Raw genomic sequence first — 18456 nt, 5'->3', positions numbered from 1 at the left:
CCCTGGAGCATTCAGGCCGGATCAGAACGCCGCCACGATACCGTCGGCGCGCGGGTCGGTGGCTCCTTCAAGCACACCGTCGGGGCGGCGGCGGATGGCGCCGGCGTGGCCGGCGAGCTCGTCGAAGCCGTCGATCCGGGTGATCCGGTGGCCTGCGGCCTCCAGCGCGGCGACCACGGCCTCGTCAACGCGCGCCTCGACCTTCACGTCGTGCGCCGCGCCGGACCAGTCCCGGCCCAGCAGCCAGCGTGGCGCCGTGACGGCGGCTTGCAACGACTGCCCGAACTGGACATGACGGGTGAACAGCTGCGCCTGAATCTGCGGCTGACTATCGCCACCCATGGTGCCGTAGACCAGAACCGAGCCGTCGCGAAGGCGGGCCATCGGCGGGTTCAGGGTATGGAACGGCCGGCGGCCGGGAATCAGAACGTTGGGCTCGGCCGGGTCCAACCCGAACGCGATGCCCCGGTTCTGCCAGACCAAGCCGGTCTCCGGCAGCACGACACCGGAGCCGAACCCCTGGAACAAGCTTTGAATGAAGCTGACGGCGCGCCCGGCGCCATCCACGCAGCCCATCCAGACGGTGTCTCCCTCCATTGCCGGTGTCGGCCAGGGTGCGGCCCGCGTCCGATCGATGGTCGCGGCGGTCTGGTCCAGCATGGTGTCGGAGAGGTAGGTGGTCGGGTGCACGGCCATGTAGCGCGGATCGGTCACATGCCGGTTCCGCAGGGCATAGGCGCACTTGGTCGCCTCCAGCAGGCCGTGAATGTGGTCGAAGCCCTCAGCCTCCGTGATGCCCAGGCGTTCGAACAGGCCCAGGATCATCAGGGACGCCAGGCCCTGAGTCGGCGGTTGGGTGTTGTAGACGGTGCCCTCGGCCAGCTTCAGCGCGAGCGGCCGGCGCCGCACCGACCGGTGACTGGCCAGATCGTCCGAGACCAGCGGGCTGCCCTGCGCCTTCAGGTCCGCCGAAATGGCACGGCCGACGTCGCCGCGATAGAAGTCGTCCAGGCCCCGCTCCGCCAACCGGCGCAGCGTCTGTGCCAGGGCGGGGTTGCGCATCCAGGCGCCCGGCGCGGGTGCCTGCCCGCCCTCCTCGAGAAACAACGCCTTCCAGTGCGGTAGGTCGGCCATCTCGTCGGCCACCCGCCCGGCCGTGTCCGCGACGGACTCGGCCATCGGCACGCCGGCCTCGGCGTAATAGATCGCGTCCTCGAAGAGGCGGGCCCGGGACAGGTTGCCGTCCCAGTGCTGGCGGCTGATGTCGAGGGCGGAACTCCAGCCCGACACGGTTCCGGCGACCGTGTTCGCGGCCAGAGGTCCCCGCCGTGGAATGTGGTCGAGGCCCCGCGCCGTGTAGACGTCGGGCGTAACAGCGCGCCCGGCGGCACCGCAGGCCTCGATCGACAGCGGCGCCCGCCCCGGGCGTGCGACCAGCCAGAAGCCGTCTCCGCCGAGACCGGTCATATGGGGGTAAACAACGGCGGAGGTGGCGGCGGCGGCGACCATGGCCTCAATCGCGTTTCCGCCTTCCTCCAGCACGCGAAGGCCCGCGCGGGCCGCCAGATGATGGGGCGCCGTAACCATGCCCCGTCCGGCCATGAGGGTGTGCAACATACAGCGTCCATCCGATGGCGTATCGAAGTCCATCCCTGTATGGGGGATTTGTGGGCCTAACGTCCAGAGCCTCGTGCGCGTATCCCGCGATACGGCAGCGGTTGCCCCCCGGCGGCCGGGAGGGTATTCAAGGCTCTCCCTCGCCCGCCCTGAAACGGACAGAGCCCATGGCCAAGGACTACACCCACAGTATCTATATGCCGATCCCCTGGGAGATCTTTCACCGGGACACTCGGATGTTGGCGCAACGTATTCTCGCGGCGCGCGACCATTTTGACGGCATCATCGCCATTGCCCGTGGTGGTTTGATTCCGGCGTGCATCATTGCGCGCGAACTGGACATCCGGACCGTCGAGGCGGTCAGCATCGCAAGCTACGACGATCGATCCCAGGGCAAGCCACGTATGCTGAAAGGGGTGGACACCGACCTGGTCGGGGACGGCGAGAACTGGCTGGTGGTCGACGATCTGGTGGACTCGGGCCTGACCGCTCGGGTCGTGCGCGAGTTGCTGCCCAAGGCCACCATCGCCACCGTCTACGCCAAGCCGGAAGGCCAGCAGACCGTCGACCTGTTCGCCGTGCCGGTGAAGAGCGAACTCTGGCTTCTGTTCCCCTGGGACGCAGAACTGCGCCCGAACGAGCCGCTGGCCCGCGCCAGTCTGGTGAGCGACCTGTCGGAGTAGGACGTGGCTCGGGCTATTCGGCCGCTTTATGCGGCCGGACGCAGCAAGGCCGCCACCATCGCTTCCGGCGCGTCCTCCTGGAGGGCGTGGCCGGCGTGGGGCACCACCGTCAGGTCGTTCGCCGTAAGGCGGTTCCGCAGGTCCTCGCCCTGGGTCACCGGAATGAAGGTGTCGTGCGCCCCCCACACGAGATGAACCGGGCAGTCGAGTGACCGGTAGCGGTCCTGGACCGTTGCAATGGCCGTCTCGTTGGCCTGGGCGATCTGGCGGTAAAACGCCGCCTGCCCGGTCCGGCCATGCCAGGGCGCCAAGTAGGTCGCTCGGGCCTCGTCGGACAGCGGGCGATGCGCGGCGGCCCCGATATACGCCTGGAACAGGGCCGCGTGGGCATACGGTGGTAGTCCTGCGAACGCTGCCTCGTGCTCACGTACGTGGGCGAAAAAGGACGATCCGGACGGCAACACGGCCACCGCGTCGAACAGAGTCAGGCGGCTGTAGCGCAGCCCTTCCATGAAATAGCCCCGCAAGGCCGCCAGACCGCCGAAGTCGTGACCCGCGACCTCCGGCGCGTCCAGCTCCCAGTGCTTCACCAGCGCCGCCAGCAGGCGGCTTTGCACCTCAGGGGCCACCGATATGCCCGGCCCCTTGTCGGACTGACCGCAGCCAATCATGTCGAACACGTACACGGTGCGATGCGGGGCCAGCCAGGGCACCACGCGACGCCACGCCTGCGCGGACCAGGGGAACCCATGGATCAACACCAGCGGTGCGCCGGTGCCGACACGGCCCCAGGCCACGGACCGCCCCTCGTACGTGAACCGATGCTCCAACGGAATCATGGCGGCACTCCCTTGTAACCGTAATTGACCGTGATAGGGTTACAGGGTGCGATCACGCGCCGCAACCTCTTTTTTCCTAATATGGGTTACGCCGAATCATGCACGCTTGGCAGCAACACGTCCCCCAGAGCGGTCATATCGTGCTCGACTTCCTGAACACGATCGACGACGAGCTGAAAACGCGTGAGCGCAATGCCTTACCGACCTGGGCGGTCACCCTGGACTGGGCGGAACGGGCGGACCTCCTGACCCAGGCCGAACGCACCCACCTGTCCGATGTCCCGGATGGGAGTGATCCGAAGGCCGTCGCGGCGGAACACGCCGCTCTCCTGGACTTTCGGGAACGCCTCTGGACTCTGCTCAGCGGAGTCGCAGCGGAGGGAGCGCCGACCGGCGAGGATCGCGCCTGGCTGGCAGACACTGTGCGCTGGGGGGTAAACCACGCTGAGCTTCTCTGGCCGGCGAGCGGCGACGACTCCGCGATCCAGTGGTTGGTGCCGGTGGACCGGGCCGGACTCGCCACCCTGCGCGCCCGGCTTTGTGTCGCGCTCGGCGCTCTGTTGACGCGCCCGGACTTCCGGCGTCTGCGGGAGTGCGGCCGGTGCACTGCGCTCTATCTGAATCACGGGCGTGGAGCCGGGCGACGCTGGTGCCGCATGGAGACCTGCGGCAACCGCGCCAAGATCGAACGCTTTCGCGGCAAGAGATAGGGGCGCGCGGTCCGGAGGTGTCGCGCACTTAGGCGCTGCCGTCGCTGGCGGCGCGCAGGGCCTGCGTGTCCGGAATCGCGACGTGATTCGGGCTGGGCAGGTCGATCAGCCCTTCCCGTTTGAATGCCGTCATGGTCCGGCTGACGGTCTCGACGGTTAGGCCGACGTAATCGGCGATGTCGACCCGGCCCATCGCCAGGGGAATCGGCGACGCCGGATCGCCCCTCCGCCGCGCCCGCTCCGACAGCGCCAGCAGGAACGTGGCCACCCGCTCGCGCGCCGTCTTCCGCCCCAGCAACAGCACATGATCATGAAACTGCGCCAGCTTCGCCGTCATGCGCAGCAGGATCCGGTGCTGCACCTCCGGCGCCGTCTCCGACAACTCGTGGAGCCGCTGCATCGGCAGGCGGCAGACGGACAGGGGCGTCACCGCCTCCGCCGTGTAGGCGTAATCACCGTCGAGGCAGAACCCGAACATGTCGCCGCGGAAAAAGAACCCGGTGATCTGGCGGCGGCCGTCCGGCATCAGCTTGTAGACCTTCACGGCGCCCGACACGACGTTGAACACGGCCACGCCCGTATCCCCCTCTCGAAAGAGGGTGTCATGGGCCTCGAACCGAAGGGTGCACTGCACGCGCATCAAGGAGGTCACGGTGCGCCGGGCGAAGCCATCGCAGAACGCCAGCGTGCCCAGGTCGCAATGCCCGCAGGGTCCGTTGCCGCGATCGGCCTGATCGACCCGCGCCAGCGTATCCCCCGGCCACCGCTCCCGGGTCGTGACAAGCCCGGAGGCCGAATCAAGACGGGCGGCGGTTGCGCTTGAACGGGTCATCTGGTCCAGCCTCCTACGGACGCCGCACGGTGTCTCTGGGTTCACTTGATACAGATCAACTGATAGCACGGGACGCGGGTATTCCTAGGCCTTCTTTGGCAGACGTTCGAAGGGAGGAGGCCGGAGCCTACCGACGCGACGGCGGAGGCGGCGTATTCTGGCCGCCCGGCCCATCCTCGTCGTCGTCGTCGTCGAACAGAATGCGATGCGCGGCCCCGTCCAGATCGTCGAACTGGCCGCTCTTCAACGCCCATAGGAACGCGGCCAGGCCAATCAGCCCGAGGAGCAGGGCCAGCGGAATCAAGAACAACAGGGCGTTCACGACGCGCTCCCCCCTTTTTCAGTGCGCAACGCAGTCCCTCTCTGCGACAGCCGCAAGGCATTGCCGATGACGATGAGGGAGGACGTGCTCATGGCCGCCGCCGCGATCAGCGGCGTGACCAGACCGGCCAGCGCGAGCGGGATCGTTACGGCATTGTAGGCAAAGGCAAACCCGACGTTCAGCTTCACCAGCCGGTCGGCCCGAACCGCCACATCCATCGACTCCAGCAGGGGGGCCAGGCGCTCGCCCTGAAAGACCAGGTCCGCCGCCGTCTGGCTGACATCCACGGCGCTGGCGGGCGACGCGGAGACATGGGCCGCCGCCAGGGCCGGCGCGTCGTTGAGGCCGTCCCCGACCATCAGCACTCGGCGCCCTTCGGCCCGCAACGCCTCCAGACGAGCGACCTTCCCAGCCGGCGTCTGGCCCGCGTGCCATGTCTCCACGCCCGCGGCGCAGGCCACCGCCGCCACGGTCTCCGTCCGATCGCCGGAGAGTAGCTCGACGGCCACGCCGCGCGCGCGCAGTTCGGCCACCACAGCCGCCGCGTCCGACCGCAGAGAATCCGTAAACCGGAAGCACACCGGCGCGGCATGCCCCCGCCGCAGCCATAGCTCGGGCCCCTCAGCATGGGCGCCCGGGTGGTCGCCACGGGTACCATCCACTCCACAGAACACCGCCGAACCCAGACGAACCTGGGGCGCACCGGTGGGATCTGCCCAGGACAGGCCCTCCCCCGGGTGCTCGCGCACGTCGCCAAACGGGGGCGTCTCCGGCGCCGCCGCCGCCACCGCCCGGGCCAGGGGATGACGGCTGTTGGCCGCGAGTCCCGCCGCCAGCCGCAGATCGTCCGGCGTCCACCCGCCCCCGCTACCCGCCGTGTCCAGCCCCCCCGGGCGCAACGCCAATTGGCCGCGCGTCAGGGTGCCGGTCTTGTCAAACACGACGGTGTCCGCCTCCGTCAGGCGTTCCAGGGCCGTTGCGCTCTTCAGGAATACGCCAGATCGAAGCAGACGCCCGCTGGCAATCACCTGAACCACAGGCACCGCCAGCGCCAAAGCGCAGGGGCAGGTTATGATGAGCACGGCGGCGGCGATCAACAGGGCCTCCTGCCAGGGCAAACCGCCCACAAGCCACCAGCCGAAGAAGGCGGACAGCGCCAGCCCGTGCACCACCGGGGCATACAGGCGCGCCACCCGGTCGGCCAATGCGACATAGCGCGCCCGCCCCTGCTCGGCCGCCTCCATCATGCGGACGATTTCGGCCAGCAGCGTCTGCTCCCCCACCGCCGCGACTTTGACGCGCAGCGGCGCCGACAGGTTCAGCGTACCGGCGAAGACACGCGTGCCCGGTCCGGCGCGGGCGGGCAGGGTTTCGCCGGTAATGAGGCTGCCGTCCAGATCGCTGACGCCCGTCGCCACCACGCCATCAATGCCGACGCGCTCCCCGGCCGCGACCAACACGGTGGCCCCCACCGGCACCTGATCCGGCCGAGACGCGCGCGTTGCTCCGTCCGCCCCGATCACGGTCACCGCCCGACCGCCGAGGGCCAGGAGATACGCCGCAGCCGACCGCGCCCGGCCGCGTGCCCGGCTGTCCAGGTAGCGCCCGATCAGCAGGAAGAACAGCAGCATCACGGCCGCGTCGAAATAGGCATGGGGCCCGCCGCGCGCCGTCTCCCATAGGCTCATGCTTGCCGCGAGCAACACCGCCAGCGTGATGGGCACATCCATGTTGGCGCGCCCGGCCCGCAGCGAGGCGACCGCCGAACGCGCGAACGGCCGGATGCCGTAGCCGATGGCGGGCACGGCGATCACCGCCGAAAGCCAGTGCATCAGATCCCGCGTCGCCGGGTCCATGTCGCCGCCGAACCACACCGACACCGAGAACAGCATGATGTTGCCGGCCGCGAACCCGGCGACGGCCATGGCCCGCAGCAGCGCCTTTTCGGTTCGGTCCGTGTCCTGATCGAGCGTCGCCGGGTCGTAGGGCACGAGGCGGTAGCCCACCGTCAGCACCGGATCCAGGATCCGGCGGGCGCCGCGATCCGGGGCCGTCGTATCGCCCTGATCCGCCTGGGGCGTCCAGCGCAGCGTGAGCCGCCGCGTGGTCATGTTCACGCGGGCTTGCGCGACCCCGGGCTGCAGGGTCAACAGGCGCTCGATCAGCCAGACGCAGGCCGCACAGTGCAAGCCTTCGACGAGGAGGGGCAGCGTAACCTCGCCCCCCTGAGCCCCCTCAGATAGGTGAGGCGTGTAGTCCGGAATGGCATCGGGATCGCTCTCCGGCTTCAACGCCCGAGTGTCGGGGTCGAGGCAGCGGCGTTCATAGTAGCGGTCCAGACCGAGGCCGTTCACCAGTTTGAACGCGGCCTCACACCCGGTGCAGCAGAACCCCGGCCGTCCGGCCGCACTGCCGTCATCCGTGATCGGTTCGCCGCAATGACAGCAGTGGGTTCCCACCGGATCAGCCGACGGTTGGGCCGAGTCTGGCTCGACGGGGTGGGGCTCCGCCATAGTCACACCCGTTGGATGGGCGACCACCCCATCACTCCGTCCGGAACCGACGTCGCAGCGTGTAGGTGTCCGATCCAACGCGGGCTGTGAACACGGCGTCCCAAAGCCCCGGCTTCGGCAAATCCACGGCGGCCTCATACGCACCGGGTCCGGCCGGCTGGAACGTCACCGTCTGGTCGAATCCCTGTTCTGCGGGGCGGCGGATCTCGGCGGTCACCGTCGCACCATCAAGCGGATCCCCGCTGCCGTCGCGGCCGTCGATCCGAACCGTGGCTCGGCGCTCATCGCCCGGCCCGGGCGGGACGGCGTCGAGATCGACCGTCCAGGTCCATCCGAGCGCGTTCTGCGCAGCTTCCGCTGCAACCTTGTCGTTGTAGGCCAAGCCCTCGACGTAGGCGTGCTGCGTGCTCAGGCCGGAAAAGGTCGATGTTGCGAAATACAGCATCGCCAGATTGGCGCCGAGCACCACGACGAACCCGAAGACGAATGTATAGGGAATCCACCAGCCGCGCTGGCGTGTTGTGATCGTGCTGCCGCTCATCGATCGACCGGCTCCATGCCAATTAGCCTGGGAAAAACCGGCGACTCGAGTGTCCGAGTCTCCGACTCCCTGAATACCGCATCGCGGCAGGCGGGCCAAGCGCGGGCCGCGCTGGAGGACCAATCAGGATCGCGCGTGGACGATGATGGCGCCGACCCGCCAGACCAGGAAGACGACCGCCATGGTCTTGGCGGCCGCATCAAAGGGAAAGCTGGCCTCAACGCCATGGTAGAGCTTCAACTGAAGCGCGTGCATATGCGACAGTATAATATACAAAAAATGCCAAGAGGCACAATCCAACCGTAGAGCACAGCAGGGCACCGAACTTGGATTACAGGACGTTCATGTTGAGAGGATCAGACACCTCGAAAAACCGCTGTTGAAGCGGCGCCTAACGTGATTCCCTGATGGCAGCCTGCGGGGAGGTGCGGCATGGCGGGTCAGCTTGGTTTCTTCGATCTGGAAGACCGATACGCGCCGTTGAGCAAGGCGGGGGATCCGCTTGAGAAGCTGGCGGCGGTGGTGGACTTCGAGCTGTTCCGTTACCGGTTGGTGAAGGCGCTTAAACGATCCGACGGCGCCAGGGGCTGCCGGCCACCGTATGACCCCACCCTGATGTTCAAGATCCTGATCCTGCAGGCGCTATACGGTCTGTCGGACGAGCAGGCCGAGTTCCAGATCTGGGATCGGCTGACCTTCATGCGTTTTCTGGGCCTGGGTCCCGGCGAGGCGGTTCCGGACGCGACAACGATCTGGCTGTTTCGCGAACACCTGACCCAGGCGGGCGCCATCAAGACACTGTTCGGCCGGTTTGACGCGCTGCTGGCCGACAAGGGCTATCTGGCGATGTCGGGCCAGATCCTGGACGCAAGCCTGATCCAGGCCAGGCACCCCGCCAACGCCTGGACGACGGCGAGAAGGCGGCGATCAAGCAAGGCAAAGCCGCGGCCGAGATCTGGCCGGACAAACCCGGCAAGGCAGCGCAGAAGGACGTGGATGAAATGTGCGAAAGATCCTGGACGGTACCGTTGATCTCGGTCTGACCCAAGACTGGCAACAGGCGCAAAAAGGGGACTCATAAGGACAGCTTTGGTCGAAGCCGCGCCGGCTTTACGAGCAAAATCCACGCCCACGCAGACGATCAGGGACGTCCTCTTGGCTTCAAGCTGACCGGTGGCGAAGTCTCGGATTATCGGGCGGCCGAAGACCTGATGGCGTTGCCGATCGCCACACCGCGCATGCTGCTCGCAGATAAAGACTATGATGGCGATATCGTCCGCGACACCCTGCTGTTCTGCGGCATCCTGTCGGCGATCCCGCCCCGCGCCAACCGCGCGCAGCCGATTACATGCAATGTCTTGCGATACAAGGACCGCAACCGCATCGCCACCCGATACGACAAGACTGCCAAATCCTTCCTTGGTTTCATGCACCTGGCCGCCGCCACGCTATGGCTACCGAGATTGTTCAACTGGCCCTAGGGACTGAATGTGACCAATAGAAAAAAATCAGACGGGTCCAGACCAAAATGCCGTCGCATGGTATGGCGCCTTCTACCGCGAACGGGGCACCAAATGCTGAGGCGAAAGAATAGAACGTTCCCGCATTACAGACGGGCATAATTGGTCAAGAATGCCTTGATGACAAGCTCAATCATTCCTGGGTCGATGTGACGCGGATCGCCGTCCGTTTGAGGTGACCCCCATAGGTCGAACGGCAGGTGCGGCGCGGCCCAACGAACAATTTCGAAGGATGGATAGTAGTAGACCTTCGGCGGGGCCTCCGCCTCGATCTCCGACACCGCCATGCGAAGGGTCGCCTTTGAGTGGAAGTCGCTGGTCAGCATGGGCTGATCGGTATAGCTAAGCTGGAGGGGTACCGGAGAGACCGTTAGGACAATCTGATTGTCCGGGTTCAGGGCCTGGATCGTCCGGATCACCGTCCTGAGATTCTCGGCATTCTCCTGCACGGTGGTCAGACGCATTTCGAAACGACGGAGCTGCTTCGCCAAGTAATCGGCCCCGCCCAGTCTCACCATGTCGCGACCATGCTTTGGCATGATCGTGTGGACGAGGCGGTCGGTCCCGACCTCGAACCAGCATGCCGCAAGGCCAAGGGTTACAATAACCGTTGCACCCGCTTCAAGCTGATCGCGAATGCCCTGGATGTTGGCGCGGTTTTCCGGAACGTCATCGATCAGGTCTTCGGACACCTTCCCCGCGATCAGGCCGTCCAGGAATTCGCGGAGCGCAAATGTGGAAAAGATGCGCTCGCTCATTTCGTAATTCGTGACGGACAATCCGGCCCGTCCCAGCGCCTGGGCGACATGAGCCGAAAAACAGGACCCGATCGTGACCAGCCGGGTCTCTCGGTCGATGATGGGCGTATCGGGTGCGTATCCGCGAACGCCCTGCTCCAGAAAAAAGCGGATGAACTCTTCCATCGATCGCAGCGTTCGAGGAAACCGCATAAGACCCAACGAGAAGCCCGGATCTCCGGTTCGAAGCCGTGTTCGCATCCGGTCGCCCCTCTTTGCATTGGCTGTTTTCGCTTACACGAGAGTGCCGTTGTCCGCTTAAGAAACGATGAAACGCCAGGGGTGGTCCTGGGCGCACGAAAAAGGGCCGCCCCCAGAAGGGAGCGGCCCCATTCTTCTGTGGCCTCGGACGCCCGACAACCAGGCACCGGGCCAAAAGCGTCAGCGCTTGGAGAACTGGAAGCTCCGACGCGCCTTGGCCTTACCGTACTTCTTACGCTCCACGACGCGGGAGTCGCGGGTCAGGAAGCCCTGTGCCTTCAGCGGCGGCCGCAAGCTCGGGTCCCAGCGCCCCATTGCGTGGCTGAGGCCGTGGCGCACAGCACCGGCCTGCCCGGAGAGGCCACCACCCTTGACGGTGCAGATGACATCGAACTGGCCCATCGTCTGGGTGACGACGAAGGGCTGGTTGATGACCATCCGCAGCACCGGGCGCGGGAAGTAGGTCGTCACGTCGCGGCCGTTGACGGTTATGCGGCCGCTGCCGGCCTTCACCCACACCCGGGCGACGGCGTTCTTGCGGCGACCCGTCGCATAGGCACGGCCAAAGGAATCCCGGATCGGCTGCGGGGCGTCACCGGCGACGGGGGTCGGCTCACCGGCCGAGGCGGCGGCAGCGGCCGGCTGGGCGCGCATCGCGTCCTTCAGGCCTTCCAGGCCCGTACGCTCGTCGGCCATGCTTAGACACTCCTCTTGTTCTTGGGATTGCGCGCGGCCAGGTCGAGGACCTCCGGCTGCTGGGCGGCGTGCGGATGCTCGTCGCCGGCATAGACGCGCAGCTTCTTGAGCTGGGACCGGCCGAGCGGACCCTTGGGCACCATGCGCTCGATGGCCTTTTCGACCACGCGCTGGGGGTGGTTCCCACCCAGGATCTGCTCCATGGTTTTGCTCTTGATGCCACCCGGATAGCCGGTGTGCCAGTAGAAGCGCTTCTGCGTGACCTTGCGACCGGTCAGGCGCACCTTGTCAGCGTTGATGATCACGACGTGGTCGCCGGTATCGATGTGCGGCGTGAACATGGTCTTGTGCTTGCCGCGCAGGATGTTCGCGACGGTGGCGGCAAGCCGGCCCAGAACGACGCCATCGGCGTCGATCAGGTACCACTTGCGCTCCACCTCGCTGGGCTTGGCGGAATAGGTTTTCATTCGGCTCTCCGTCCGCGTACGAGCGCCGGCGCGTGGAACGGCACGGCGGGAATGGCGGGGATCGGGCGGGCGCACGGGCCCGGGGCGCTGACACGGCCGCCCGGATCGAGGCGCGCACTATGCCATCGAAACGGACCATGTCAACGCGAAAAAGAACGGCCAAATCAGAAAGCTAGAGCTATGGTATCAGGGTACCTTAGACCAGTCCCCGGCTTGGATGGCCTCCCCCACGGCTTCCGGATCCGGCAACGGCGGGGCCGAATAGGTTCCGACCGTGTGCGCGACCAGGGCGCGCCCGTCCGCGCTGTCCGGGTCCTCGGCATACAGTTCAACCTCGACCACGATCAACCGCTTGCCGCCCTTCAGCGACCGGGCTTCCGCCACGATGTCCCCTGGCTCCGGCTTGCGGAGGAAGTTGATCGACAGGTTGGTCGTCACCGCCAGTTCCACCGGCCCAAGGAGGCTGAGCACCACCGCGTACATGGCGATGTCGGCCAAGGCCATCATGGCCGGCCCCGCCACGGTGCCGCCGGGCCGGACGAGGTCGGGATTAAACGCCATGCGCAGCCGCCCGTAGCCCTGCTCGATGGCCTCGGTCCGGATCCCCAACAGGCGTGTAATCGGCAGCTCCCGGTCCAGAATGGCCGTGAACTCGGGCAGTGAAATACGCGACATGGCTGGGTATCGTTCCATTCGCATCTGTGGGACGAAGGGAGCCAGTCTACATCCAGACGGCACCGTATGGAACACGCGTACGCGCGCGAGGCAGCGACCGCGTTCAGGCGCTATCGCCGCGGGCCGGATGCCTCCCATATGGTCGCCCCTCCCCCATCTCTGTATCGAACCCTCCGGCCTGCCCTACACGTGGGCGGACGGGGTCTATAGCATGGGGCTGACGGCGGATGTCCGGCTCCTGAATGCCGACAGCACGGTGTTTGGCGGGCAGCGGGAATGTGTCGACGTGGTGTGTGAGTTTCACACCCCGTCGATCGAGGTTTGCCGCCGAACGCGTTGTGTTATCCAGGTCGCCGTGCACGATGTCCGGAGCGCGCGCTCGTCGCGACTCCGGGCCCTTCCCACCACCGGTTCACCGCGAGAGGACCGCCATGACCACTGCCCCTGCACCGGAGGACACCGGCACCATGGAACCGCTTTTGCTGCGCGACGATGCCGACGGCATCGCGACGCTCATCCTCAACCGCCCGGCCGCGCGTAACGCGCTGTCGGTTGATCTGATGACAGCGTTGCAGGACGCCTTTGCCGCCATCGCCGTCGATGACACAGTCAAGGTCGTGGTCCTCGCGGCGAACGGCCCCGCGTTCTGCGCCGGTCACGATCTGAAGGAAGTCCGGGCGAACCCAGGCCGCGCCTTCTACGAGGCGCTGTTCCAGCAGTGCTCGAACCTCATGCTGTCCATCGTGCGCCTGCCGAAGCCGGTGATCGCCAAGGTGCAGGGGATGGCGACGGCGGCCGGCTGCCAGCTTGTCGCAACCTGTGACCTCGCCGTGGCGACGGAACACGCCCGCTTCGCGACCCCGGGCGTCAACATCGGCCTGTTCTGCTCCACGCCCATGGTGGCGCTGTCGCGGAACGTCGGCCGAAAAACCGCCATGGAGATGCTGCTGACCGGCCGGCCGATCACAGCGGTGGAGGCCAAGGCCGCCGGCTTGGTGAACGCCGTCGTGCCGGATGCGGCCGCGCTGGATGCGGCGGTTACCGAACTCGCAACCGGCATCGCGTCCAAGTCGCCGCTGACCCTGGCCATAGGCAAGGAGGCGTTCCACCGTCAGCTCGACATGCCCCTGGCCGACGCCTATGCCTACGCCAGTGACGTCATGACAACAAACATGCTGGCTCACGACGCCGAAGAGGGCATCGACGCCTTCCTGGAGAAACGCGAACCCCATTGGGCGGGGGAATAAGCCCCGTCGGCTTGGTTATGCAGATTAGGAGCGAGGGCCCCCGCGTCGCTGAACAATCCCCTCTCGGAGCGGGCCGATCTCGCGAAGAAACGGCCGCCCGAGAAGCGCGCGCTGGCGCCATGTCAGCGCCGACCACGGACGGTCGAAGGCCGGGCGCAGCGGCTCCGGGGCTGAAACGATGTCGTCCGACCTATCGAACACGCCACCGAGACTCATCATGGCCGTGTCCAGGTGGCTCCATAGATAGGGATTCAGCGGAATCGGCGTGCTGACGGCGATGCGGTGGTCGCTCCGGGCCCAGTGGAGAAGCATGGACCGCACTTGCGGGGCCTCCACAGAGCTCAGCGCACCGTCCTCGTCGTAGGTTGGCGTCAGGTCGAGCCCCGTCTGCTCGCGAAGCGCAGCCATCACGGCATCCAGAGGCGGGCTGCCCACTTGGAATGTCCACGCACCAGCTTGAAGGCCCATCCGATCATCTCCCCTCGGCAGCGGGGGCCACAGTCGCCACCGTGCCGCCGACAACTGTGATCTCGTTGCCCAGCCCGACGCCCAGATGCAGCAGCCCAGGCGACCGTGCCCACGCCGGAACAACCACACCGGCCTCGATCATGAAGCGCGCACGAGTCCTTTGGCTAACCGGCTCGCGGCCCGTTCTGCAAGAGAAATATAAGCCATGCCGCGCAATGGGTGTAGTCGCGTCATTGTGTGCCGAGCGCACGGTCCCCTATTTCGATCGCGCCAGAGGTGCATCAGGCCCCGCCAGCGGTCCCGCACCTTTCACTCCGCCACGGCCGGCGCGGCGCCCTCCCCACGGACGACTCCGAACTCGGCGTCCGGGGGGCGCTGGCGAAGATGACCCCGATTAAAAACCAGGGTGATGACGAGCACCCCCGTGCACACACCGCTCACGGTGGCCCGCGTCGTCGCGGGCCGCGGCCACCGGCGTGACCGTCGGCGGTGACTGGGCTTCGGTGTCCCCGTCCATGCCCCTCTCACCCGGACATCTCACATCCCGAAGCATGGCACCGTCATGCCCTCGACAGGTCACCCCCCCTGTCGCCCTTGCGGCAAGTTTCTGGCTAAAACAAGAATATTATTTGACTTCAATGTGTTATATGGATATTTTTTAGCACTGTATCAGCCATACCGTTGAATGGCAGGATCATGCTGACAAAACGGACGTCCCGGGCGCGCACACGGCGCCCCCTCCCCTCCCCTGCCGCGCGCCCGGCCTGCGTTGGCGCCGCGCTGCTGCTTCTGGCCGCATGCAGCAGTGGTCCGGCGGATGTGGGCGAGGGTCAGTATCCCGTCGCGGCCTACTCTGGAACCGAGAGCTTCGTGTGGTGCGTACCCTATGCGCGTGAGATTTCCGGGGTTCAGATCTGGGGCGATGCCGACACCTGGTGGCCCCAGGCGGCCGGCCGGTATGAGCGTGGCCGCCAGCCGGCGCCCTACGCCGTTCTGGCCCTGAAACCGGATCGCCGTTTGAGCGACGGCCATGTCGCCGTCGTAACTGGGATCGAGGGACCGCGCGAGATCCGTGTCAGCCACGCAAACTGGGGCTGGAATTCGGCGACGCGCGGGCGCGTCTACACGAATATGCCGGTGAAGGACGTCTCTGAGGCCAATGACTGGAGCGAGGTCCGGTTCAAGCATCCGGCCGTTGGCGGGTATGGGCGGGTGTATCCGGCGTTGGGCTTCATCTATCCGGACCGGTCGCGGCCGGATATCCGGGTTGCCGATGCGTCCGCTGCGACGCCCGCAGCGCCAACGCCGCGCGTGTCGTCGCGCCCGTCGGCGCCCGCGTCCGCTTCGGCACGATCGGCCATGCGCCGCCTGTTCTGAGACCGTCTGTGCTGAATCGGGGATCAGGCCCGTTCCAGGTCATAGTCGGCGACGACATCCGGGTGAAGGACGCCCGCCTCCAGACACAGCAGGACGAGACGCGCATCAAGGCTGGTTTCCGCCGCGATGGCCTTCTCGAGGCGGGCCCGTGCCTCCGCCGACCGAGCTTCGCCCACGGCCGCCGCATGGTCTTCCGGCCCAAGCATCGCATACGCCAGCAGGGGGGCCGCCGGTATGACATCGTCCAGCCCCTCGCCCTTAACCAGCCGGACCACTGTCATCTTCACGGCATCCGGCACCAGGCGGGGATGAAGGCCCTCCTCACGCACAGCAGCGTCCAGGGTCTGGATTTCACGCGCCCGCCCGAACAGGCCGAAGAGACCGAGCATCGTCGCCCCCTTACCGCAAGGCCCCGACCATCCCCGAACCCCGGAGCAGGTCGGCCATATCGGCCCATACGGCAGCGTTCGGCGCCAGCAGTAGATCCCCCTGGTGCACGGTGGGCGCGTACGCTTGGCCGTCGAGCAGCCCAAGGTGCCCGCCGGCCTCGGCGAACAGCAGCGTACCGGCGGCGTGATCCCAGGGCATGAGACGGGAGTATGCGGCGAACTGAAGTCGCCCCTCGGCAAGGTCCAGGTACACCTGCGCCGCGCTGCCGATATGGATCAAGCGGCCGACCCGCCCGCGCAGCGCCTTGCCGCGCGGGCCGAAGGCGCAGCCCTTCAACGTGTTCATGCGCGTCGCGGCGGTGTCGATGCGAACCGGCGTTCCGTTGACGGTCGCGCCGGCGCCGCGCTCCGCGATCGCCAGCCGGTCCCCGATCGGATCCAGGATCCAACCCGCGACGGTCTCGCCCTTGTCCACCAAGGCGACGATCATCCCGAACGCGGCGATGCCTTTGCTGAAATTGCCCGTCCCATCGACCGGATCAATGACCCAGACCGGTCCGTCGCCCGACAGGCGCTCCAGAATCGTCGCATCCGCGTAGGCGGCCTCCTCCCCCACGACGGTGGACGCGGGCAGAAGATCCGGCAAACGCGCCGACAGCGCCTTTTCGGCTTCGAGGTCCGCCAGCGTCACGACGTCCTGGGCCGAGGTCTTGGCATGGATCTCGGTGTCGGACAGGTTGCGGAAGCGGGGCAGGACCTCCGCCGCCGCGACATCGCGCAGAAGGCTGGAGACGGCTTCGATGGGAAGGGCGCGGGGCATGACGATCCGTTTCGGTAAAGACGAGGCGAGCGACCGCGGCCCCTCACCCCTGATACAATTCCCGATCCCGATGGTAACTCTCGCGCAGATCGGTCAGGCGTTGCGCCGCCGCCGGGTCATGCTCGGCGTGCTGCATGAGCAACCGAACCGCGAACGCCGCGAACGCGACCGCCTCCCCCTTGCCCCGCAGTTCATGGGCCGAGGCGATCTCGTCCAGGTACTCATGAACCAGATCCCGCGCCATGACATTGAGCTGGCGCTTGACCAGATGGTTCTTGCTGCGCCATCGGCGCTGCGACGTGCGTGTGGCCATGATCCATACCGGCGGCCGGGACGGTGAACCGCAAGTCTACTAGTAGACAACGCCCTCCGGCAAGGGGCCGCCTTCTACCGTGTGGCCGCGACCCGCCCCGCCCCATCCGATGCCACCGGAAGTCCGTCGGCGTCGTGTGGCGCGGACAGGCCCAACGTGTGACGCAGCCGCTCCGCATCCGGCGGATCCAGACGCACGCGGACATGCACGGCGTCGTCGCCGTCCGTCCGATCCAGAACCTCGCCCCGGCGATACACCCACGCCAGCGTCGCGCCGTCCGCGAGGTCCAGATCCACGTCCACCTCGATCCGGCCGGCGGACAGCACGCGGTCCACCGCCCGTGCCAGGTCGTCGACGCCCTCCCCCGTCACCGCCGAGACGGCGACCTGCGTCTCGGGCGTTCGGATCGCCGCCTGCAGCGCCGCGCGTTCCTCGTCGTTCAGGCGATCGATCTTGTTGAACGCCTCGATCAAGCCGGCGTCGACCTTATCGCCAACCCCGAGGTCCCGCAGAACGGCCTCGACATCGCCTTTCTGCGGTTCGCAGTCTGGCGAGGCCATGTCCCGCACATGCACGATGACATCAGCCTCCAGGACCTCCTCCAGAGTGGCGCGGAAAGCCGCAACCAGCTCATGGGGCAGGTCTGAAACGAAGCCCACGGTGTCGGACAGGATGACCGTCCGCCCCGAGGGCAGCGTCAGGCCGCGCATGGTGGGGTCGAGGGTGGCGAACAGCATGTCTTTCGACAGCACGTCCGCGCGGGTTGCCTTATTGAACAGCGTGGACTTGCCCGCGTTCGTGTAGCCGACCAGCGCGACGATGGGATACGGCACCCGCCGCCGCGCCGCCCGGTGTAGGTCGCGCGTGCGGGCGACTTCATCCAGTTGCTTGCGCAGATGCGCGATGCGTTCCCCAATCAAGCGTCGATCGATTTCGATCTGGGTTTCACCCGGACCACCGACGAAGCCGAGGCCGCCGCGCTGGCGTTCCAAGTGGGTCCAGCTTCGGACCAGACGGCTGCGCTGGTACGACAGATGCGCCAGTTCGACCTGAAGCTGACCCTCGCGGGTGCGGGCACGCTCGCCGAAGATTTCCAGGATCAACCCGGTGCGGTCGATGACCTTGCAAGACCACGCGCGCTCCAGGTTGCGCTGCTGCACCGGGGATAGATGGTTGTCGACAATGACGACGCCGATCTCCTCGGCCGTCACGATTTCCCCGAGGCGATCGACCGCCCCGCCGCCGAACAGGGTTCCTGGACGCGGACGGGAGACCGGAACGATCTCCTCCACCACGATGTCCAGATGAATGGCGCGAGCCAGACCGACCGCCTCCTGAAGGCGGACATCGGGGTCACGCGTCTGCGCGGCCGCTGCGGCGGTGGTGCGCATCTGGGGATGCACGACCAGGGCCCGCGTGGGGGCCGGCG

General features: G+C 66.8%; 20 protein-coding genes and 2 pseudogenes. 6 read left to right on the top strand and 16 right to left on the bottom strand.

Annotation, left to right across the window (positions count from 1 at the left end; translation table 11 throughout):
- Window positions 1–21: 21 nt before the first annotated feature.
- On the bottom strand, window positions 22–1617 hold the full coding sequence (locus tag GGD82_RS02130) for a gamma-glutamyltransferase family protein (protein WP_150060420.1): 1596 nt from the start codon (window positions 1615–1617) through the stop codon (window positions 22–24).
- Between the two features lie 167 nt (window positions 1618–1784).
- Here GGD82_RS02130 and gpt point away from each other — a divergent pair, with 167 nt between their 5' ends.
- Window positions 1785–2300, top strand: a complete 516-nt coding sequence (gene gpt, locus GGD82_RS02125) for a xanthine phosphoribosyltransferase (RefSeq protein WP_150060421.1) — start codon at window positions 1785–1787, stop codon at window positions 2298–2300.
- A 26-nt stretch (window positions 2301–2326) separates the two neighbouring features.
- Here gpt and GGD82_RS02120 read toward each other — a convergent pair whose 3' ends face one another.
- On the bottom strand, window positions 2327–3139 hold the full coding sequence (locus tag GGD82_RS02120) for an alpha/beta fold hydrolase (RefSeq protein WP_150060422.1): 813 nt from the start codon (window positions 3137–3139) through the stop codon (window positions 2327–2329).
- Between the two features lie 98 nt (window positions 3140–3237).
- Between GGD82_RS02120 and GGD82_RS02115 the strand changes: the two genes are divergently transcribed.
- Window positions 3238–3849 (top strand): CGNR zinc finger domain-containing protein, encoded by a 612-nt coding sequence (locus tag GGD82_RS02115; RefSeq protein WP_150060423.1) that lies wholly within the window; start codon window positions 3238–3240, stop codon window positions 3847–3849.
- Between the two features lie 28 nt (window positions 3850–3877).
- On the opposite strand, the gene GGD82_RS02110 is transcribed toward GGD82_RS02115, so the two are convergent.
- The 5 genes from GGD82_RS02110 to GGD82_RS20930 form a co-directional block, all read right to left on the bottom strand.
- Complete coding sequence (locus GGD82_RS02110; RefSeq protein WP_150060424.1) at window positions 3878–4681, bottom strand: Crp/Fnr family transcriptional regulator; 804 nt, start codon at window positions 4679–4681, stop codon at window positions 3878–3880.
- Window positions 4682–4808: 127 nt separating this feature from the next.
- Window positions 4809–5003, bottom strand: coding sequence for a cbb3-type cytochrome oxidase assembly protein CcoS (gene ccoS / locus GGD82_RS02105; protein ID WP_150060425.1), 195 nt, complete (start codon window positions 5001–5003; stop codon window positions 4809–4811).
- Entirely contained in the window at window positions 5000–7516 is a 2517-nt protein-coding gene (locus tag GGD82_RS02100; RefSeq protein ID WP_150060426.1) for a heavy metal translocating P-type ATPase metal-binding domain-containing protein, read from the bottom strand. Before GGD82_RS02100 ends, ccoS begins: the two co-directional genes overlap by 4 nt.
- A 31-nt stretch (window positions 7517–7547) precedes the next feature.
- Entirely contained in the window at window positions 7548–8057 is a 510-nt protein-coding gene (locus tag GGD82_RS02095; protein WP_150060427.1) for a FixH family protein, read from the bottom strand.
- Between the two features lie 123 nt (window positions 8058–8180).
- Window positions 8181–8312 carry a hypothetical protein gene (locus GGD82_RS20930; RefSeq protein ID WP_260178158.1) on the bottom strand — a complete coding sequence of 44 codons (132 nt, stop codon included), beginning with the start codon at window positions 8310–8312 and terminating at the stop codon, window positions 8181–8183.
- Between the two features lie 177 nt (window positions 8313–8489).
- On the opposite strand from GGD82_RS20930, the pseudogene GGD82_RS02090 reads away from it, so the two are divergent.
- Both GGD82_RS02090 and GGD82_RS02085 read left to right on the top strand, forming a co-directional pair.
- A pseudogene (locus GGD82_RS02090) lies at window positions 8490–9055 on the top strand (transposase); the annotation flags it as partial.
- A 102-nt stretch (window positions 9056–9157) separates the two neighbouring features.
- Window positions 9158–9538: pseudogene (locus tag GGD82_RS02085) on the top strand (transposase); the annotation flags it as partial.
- A gap of 125 nt (window positions 9539–9663) precedes the next feature.
- Here the strand turns inward: GGD82_RS02085 and GGD82_RS02080 are convergent.
- The 4 genes from GGD82_RS02080 to GGD82_RS02065 all read right to left on the bottom strand — a co-directional run bounded on the left by GGD82_RS02080 (window position 9664) and on the right by GGD82_RS02065 (window position 12413).
- The gene (locus GGD82_RS02080; RefSeq protein ID WP_170284089.1) at window positions 9664–10500 is read right to left on the bottom strand and encodes a GSCFA domain-containing protein; all 837 of its coding nucleotides are present in this window, start codon (window positions 10498–10500) and stop codon (window positions 9664–9666) included.
- Window positions 10501–10755: 255 nt separating this feature from the next.
- Window positions 10756–11271 (bottom strand): 30S ribosomal protein S9, encoded by a 516-nt coding sequence (rpsI, locus tag GGD82_RS02075; RefSeq protein WP_150060431.1) that lies wholly within the window; start codon window positions 11269–11271, stop codon window positions 10756–10758.
- 2 nt (window positions 11272–11273) lie between these two features.
- A complete protein-coding gene (gene rplM / locus GGD82_RS02070) occupies window positions 11274–11738 on the bottom strand; it encodes a 50S ribosomal protein L13 (protein ID WP_150060432.1) in 465 nt (154 codons plus the stop codon).
- A 186-nt stretch (window positions 11739–11924) separates the two neighbouring features.
- Window positions 11925–12413: a PaaI family thioesterase gene (locus tag GGD82_RS02065; RefSeq protein ID WP_150060433.1), complete on the bottom strand. Its 489-nt coding sequence runs from the start codon at window positions 12411–12413 to the stop codon at window positions 11925–11927.
- A 431-nt stretch (window positions 12414–12844) separates the two neighbouring features.
- Between GGD82_RS02065 and GGD82_RS02060 the strand changes: the two genes are divergently transcribed.
- The gene (locus GGD82_RS02060) at window positions 12845–13660 is read left to right on the top strand and encodes an enoyl-CoA hydratase (protein WP_150060434.1); all 816 of its coding nucleotides are present in this window, start codon (window positions 12845–12847) and stop codon (window positions 13658–13660) included.
- A 24-nt stretch (window positions 13661–13684) separates the two neighbouring features.
- Here GGD82_RS02060 and GGD82_RS02055 read toward each other — a convergent pair whose 3' ends face one another.
- Window positions 13685–14068, bottom strand: a complete 384-nt coding sequence (locus GGD82_RS02055; RefSeq protein ID WP_150060435.1) for a hypothetical protein — start codon at window positions 14066–14068, stop codon at window positions 13685–13687.
- A 756-nt stretch (window positions 14069–14824) separates the two neighbouring features.
- Here GGD82_RS02055 and GGD82_RS02050 point away from each other — a divergent pair.
- The gene (locus GGD82_RS02050; RefSeq protein ID WP_150060436.1) at window positions 14825–15505 is read left to right on the top strand and encodes a CHAP domain-containing protein; all 681 of its coding nucleotides are present in this window, start codon (window positions 14825–14827) and stop codon (window positions 15503–15505) included.
- 23 nt (window positions 15506–15528) lie between these two features.
- Here the strand turns inward: GGD82_RS02050 and GGD82_RS02045 are convergent, their stop codons facing one another.
- The 4 genes from GGD82_RS02045 to hflX all read right to left on the bottom strand — a co-directional run bounded on the left by GGD82_RS02045 (window position 15529) and on the right by hflX (window position 18418).
- Window positions 15529–15894 carry a hypothetical protein gene (locus GGD82_RS02045; protein WP_150060437.1) on the bottom strand — a complete coding sequence of 122 codons (366 nt, stop codon included), beginning with the start codon at window positions 15892–15894 and terminating at the stop codon, window positions 15529–15531.
- 10 nt (window positions 15895–15904) lie between these two features.
- The gene (locus GGD82_RS02040; RefSeq protein ID WP_150060438.1) at window positions 15905–16714 is read right to left on the bottom strand and encodes an inositol monophosphatase family protein; all 810 of its coding nucleotides are present in this window, start codon (window positions 16712–16714) and stop codon (window positions 15905–15907) included.
- A gap of 43 nt (window positions 16715–16757) precedes the next feature.
- Window positions 16758–17027 carry a hypothetical protein gene (locus GGD82_RS02035; protein ID WP_150060439.1) on the bottom strand — a complete coding sequence of 90 codons (270 nt, stop codon included), beginning with the start codon at window positions 17025–17027 and terminating at the stop codon, window positions 16758–16760.
- 74 nt (window positions 17028–17101) lie between these two features.
- Window positions 17102–18418 carry a GTPase HflX gene (gene hflX / locus GGD82_RS02030; protein WP_150060803.1) on the bottom strand — a complete coding sequence of 439 codons (1317 nt, stop codon included), beginning with the start codon at window positions 18416–18418 and terminating at the stop codon, window positions 17102–17104.
- Between the last annotated feature and the right edge of the window lie 38 nt (window positions 18419–18456).

It is taken from the genome of Roseospira marina, from assembly GCF_014197855.1.
In the GTDB taxonomy this organism is placed as follows: domain Bacteria; phylum Pseudomonadota; class Alphaproteobacteria; order Rhodospirillales; family Rhodospirillaceae; genus Rhodospira; species Rhodospira marina.
Note: the sequence above shows the minus strand (reverse complement) of the source record. Positions and strands in the feature narration are given on the sequence as shown.

Coding starts and splice junctions, on each gene's coding strand:
- GGD82_RS02110 (WP_150060424.1), bottom strand. CDS start 4,681: ATGACCCGTTCAAGCGCAACCGCCGCCCGTCTTGATTCGGCCTCCGGG.
- GGD82_RS02130 (WP_150060420.1), bottom strand. CDS start 1,617: ATGTTGCACACCCTCATGGCCGGACGGGGCATGGTTACGGCGCCCCAT.
- GGD82_RS02100 (WP_150060426.1), bottom strand. CDS start 7,516: ATGGCGGAGCCCCACCCCGTCGAGCCAGACTCGGCCCAACCGTCGGCT.
- GGD82_RS20930 (WP_260178158.1), bottom strand. CDS start 8,312: ATGCACGCGCTTCAGTTGAAGCTCTACCATGGCGTTGAGGCCAGCTTT.
- hflX (WP_150060803.1), bottom strand. CDS start 18,418: ATGCGCACCACCGCCGCAGCGGCCGCGCAGACGCGTGACCCCGATGTC.
- gpt (WP_150060421.1), top strand. CDS start 1,785: ATGGCCAAGGACTACACCCACAGTATCTATATGCCGATCCCCTGGGAG.
- GGD82_RS02035 (WP_150060439.1), bottom strand. CDS start 17,027: ATGGCCACACGCACGTCGCAGCGCCGATGGCGCAGCAAGAACCATCTG.
- GGD82_RS02095 (WP_150060427.1), bottom strand. CDS start 8,057: ATGAGCGGCAGCACGATCACAACACGCCAGCGCGGCTGGTGGATTCCC.
- rplM (WP_150060432.1), bottom strand. CDS start 11,738: ATGAAAACCTATTCCGCCAAGCCCAGCGAGGTGGAGCGCAAGTGGTAC.
- GGD82_RS02115 (WP_150060423.1), top strand. CDS start 3,238: ATGCACGCTTGGCAGCAACACGTCCCCCAGAGCGGTCATATCGTGCTC.
- rpsI (WP_150060431.1), bottom strand. CDS start 11,271: ATGGCCGACGAGCGTACGGGCCTGGAAGGCCTGAAGGACGCGATGCGC.
- GGD82_RS02040 (WP_150060438.1), bottom strand. CDS start 16,714: ATGCCCCGCGCCCTTCCCATCGAAGCCGTCTCCAGCCTTCTGCGCGAT.
- GGD82_RS02045 (WP_150060437.1), bottom strand. CDS start 15,894: ATGCTCGGTCTCTTCGGCCTGTTCGGGCGGGCGCGTGAAATCCAGACC.
- GGD82_RS02060 (WP_150060434.1), top strand. CDS start 12,845: ATGACCACTGCCCCTGCACCGGAGGACACCGGCACCATGGAACCGCTT.
- GGD82_RS02080 (WP_170284089.1), bottom strand. CDS start 10,500: ATGGAAGAGTTCATCCGCTTTTTTCTGGAGCAGGGCGTTCGCGGATAC.
- GGD82_RS02120 (WP_150060422.1), bottom strand. CDS start 3,139: ATGATTCCGTTGGAGCATCGGTTCACGTACGAGGGGCGGTCCGTGGCC.
- GGD82_RS02065 (WP_150060433.1), bottom strand. CDS start 12,413: ATGTCGCGTATTTCACTGCCCGAGTTCACGGCCATTCTGGACCGGGAG.
- GGD82_RS02050 (WP_150060436.1), top strand. CDS start 14,825: ATGCTGACAAAACGGACGTCCCGGGCGCGCACACGGCGCCCCCTCCCC.
- GGD82_RS02055 (WP_150060435.1), bottom strand. CDS start 14,068: ATGGCTGCGCTTCGCGAGCAGACGGGGCTCGACCTGACGCCAACCTAC.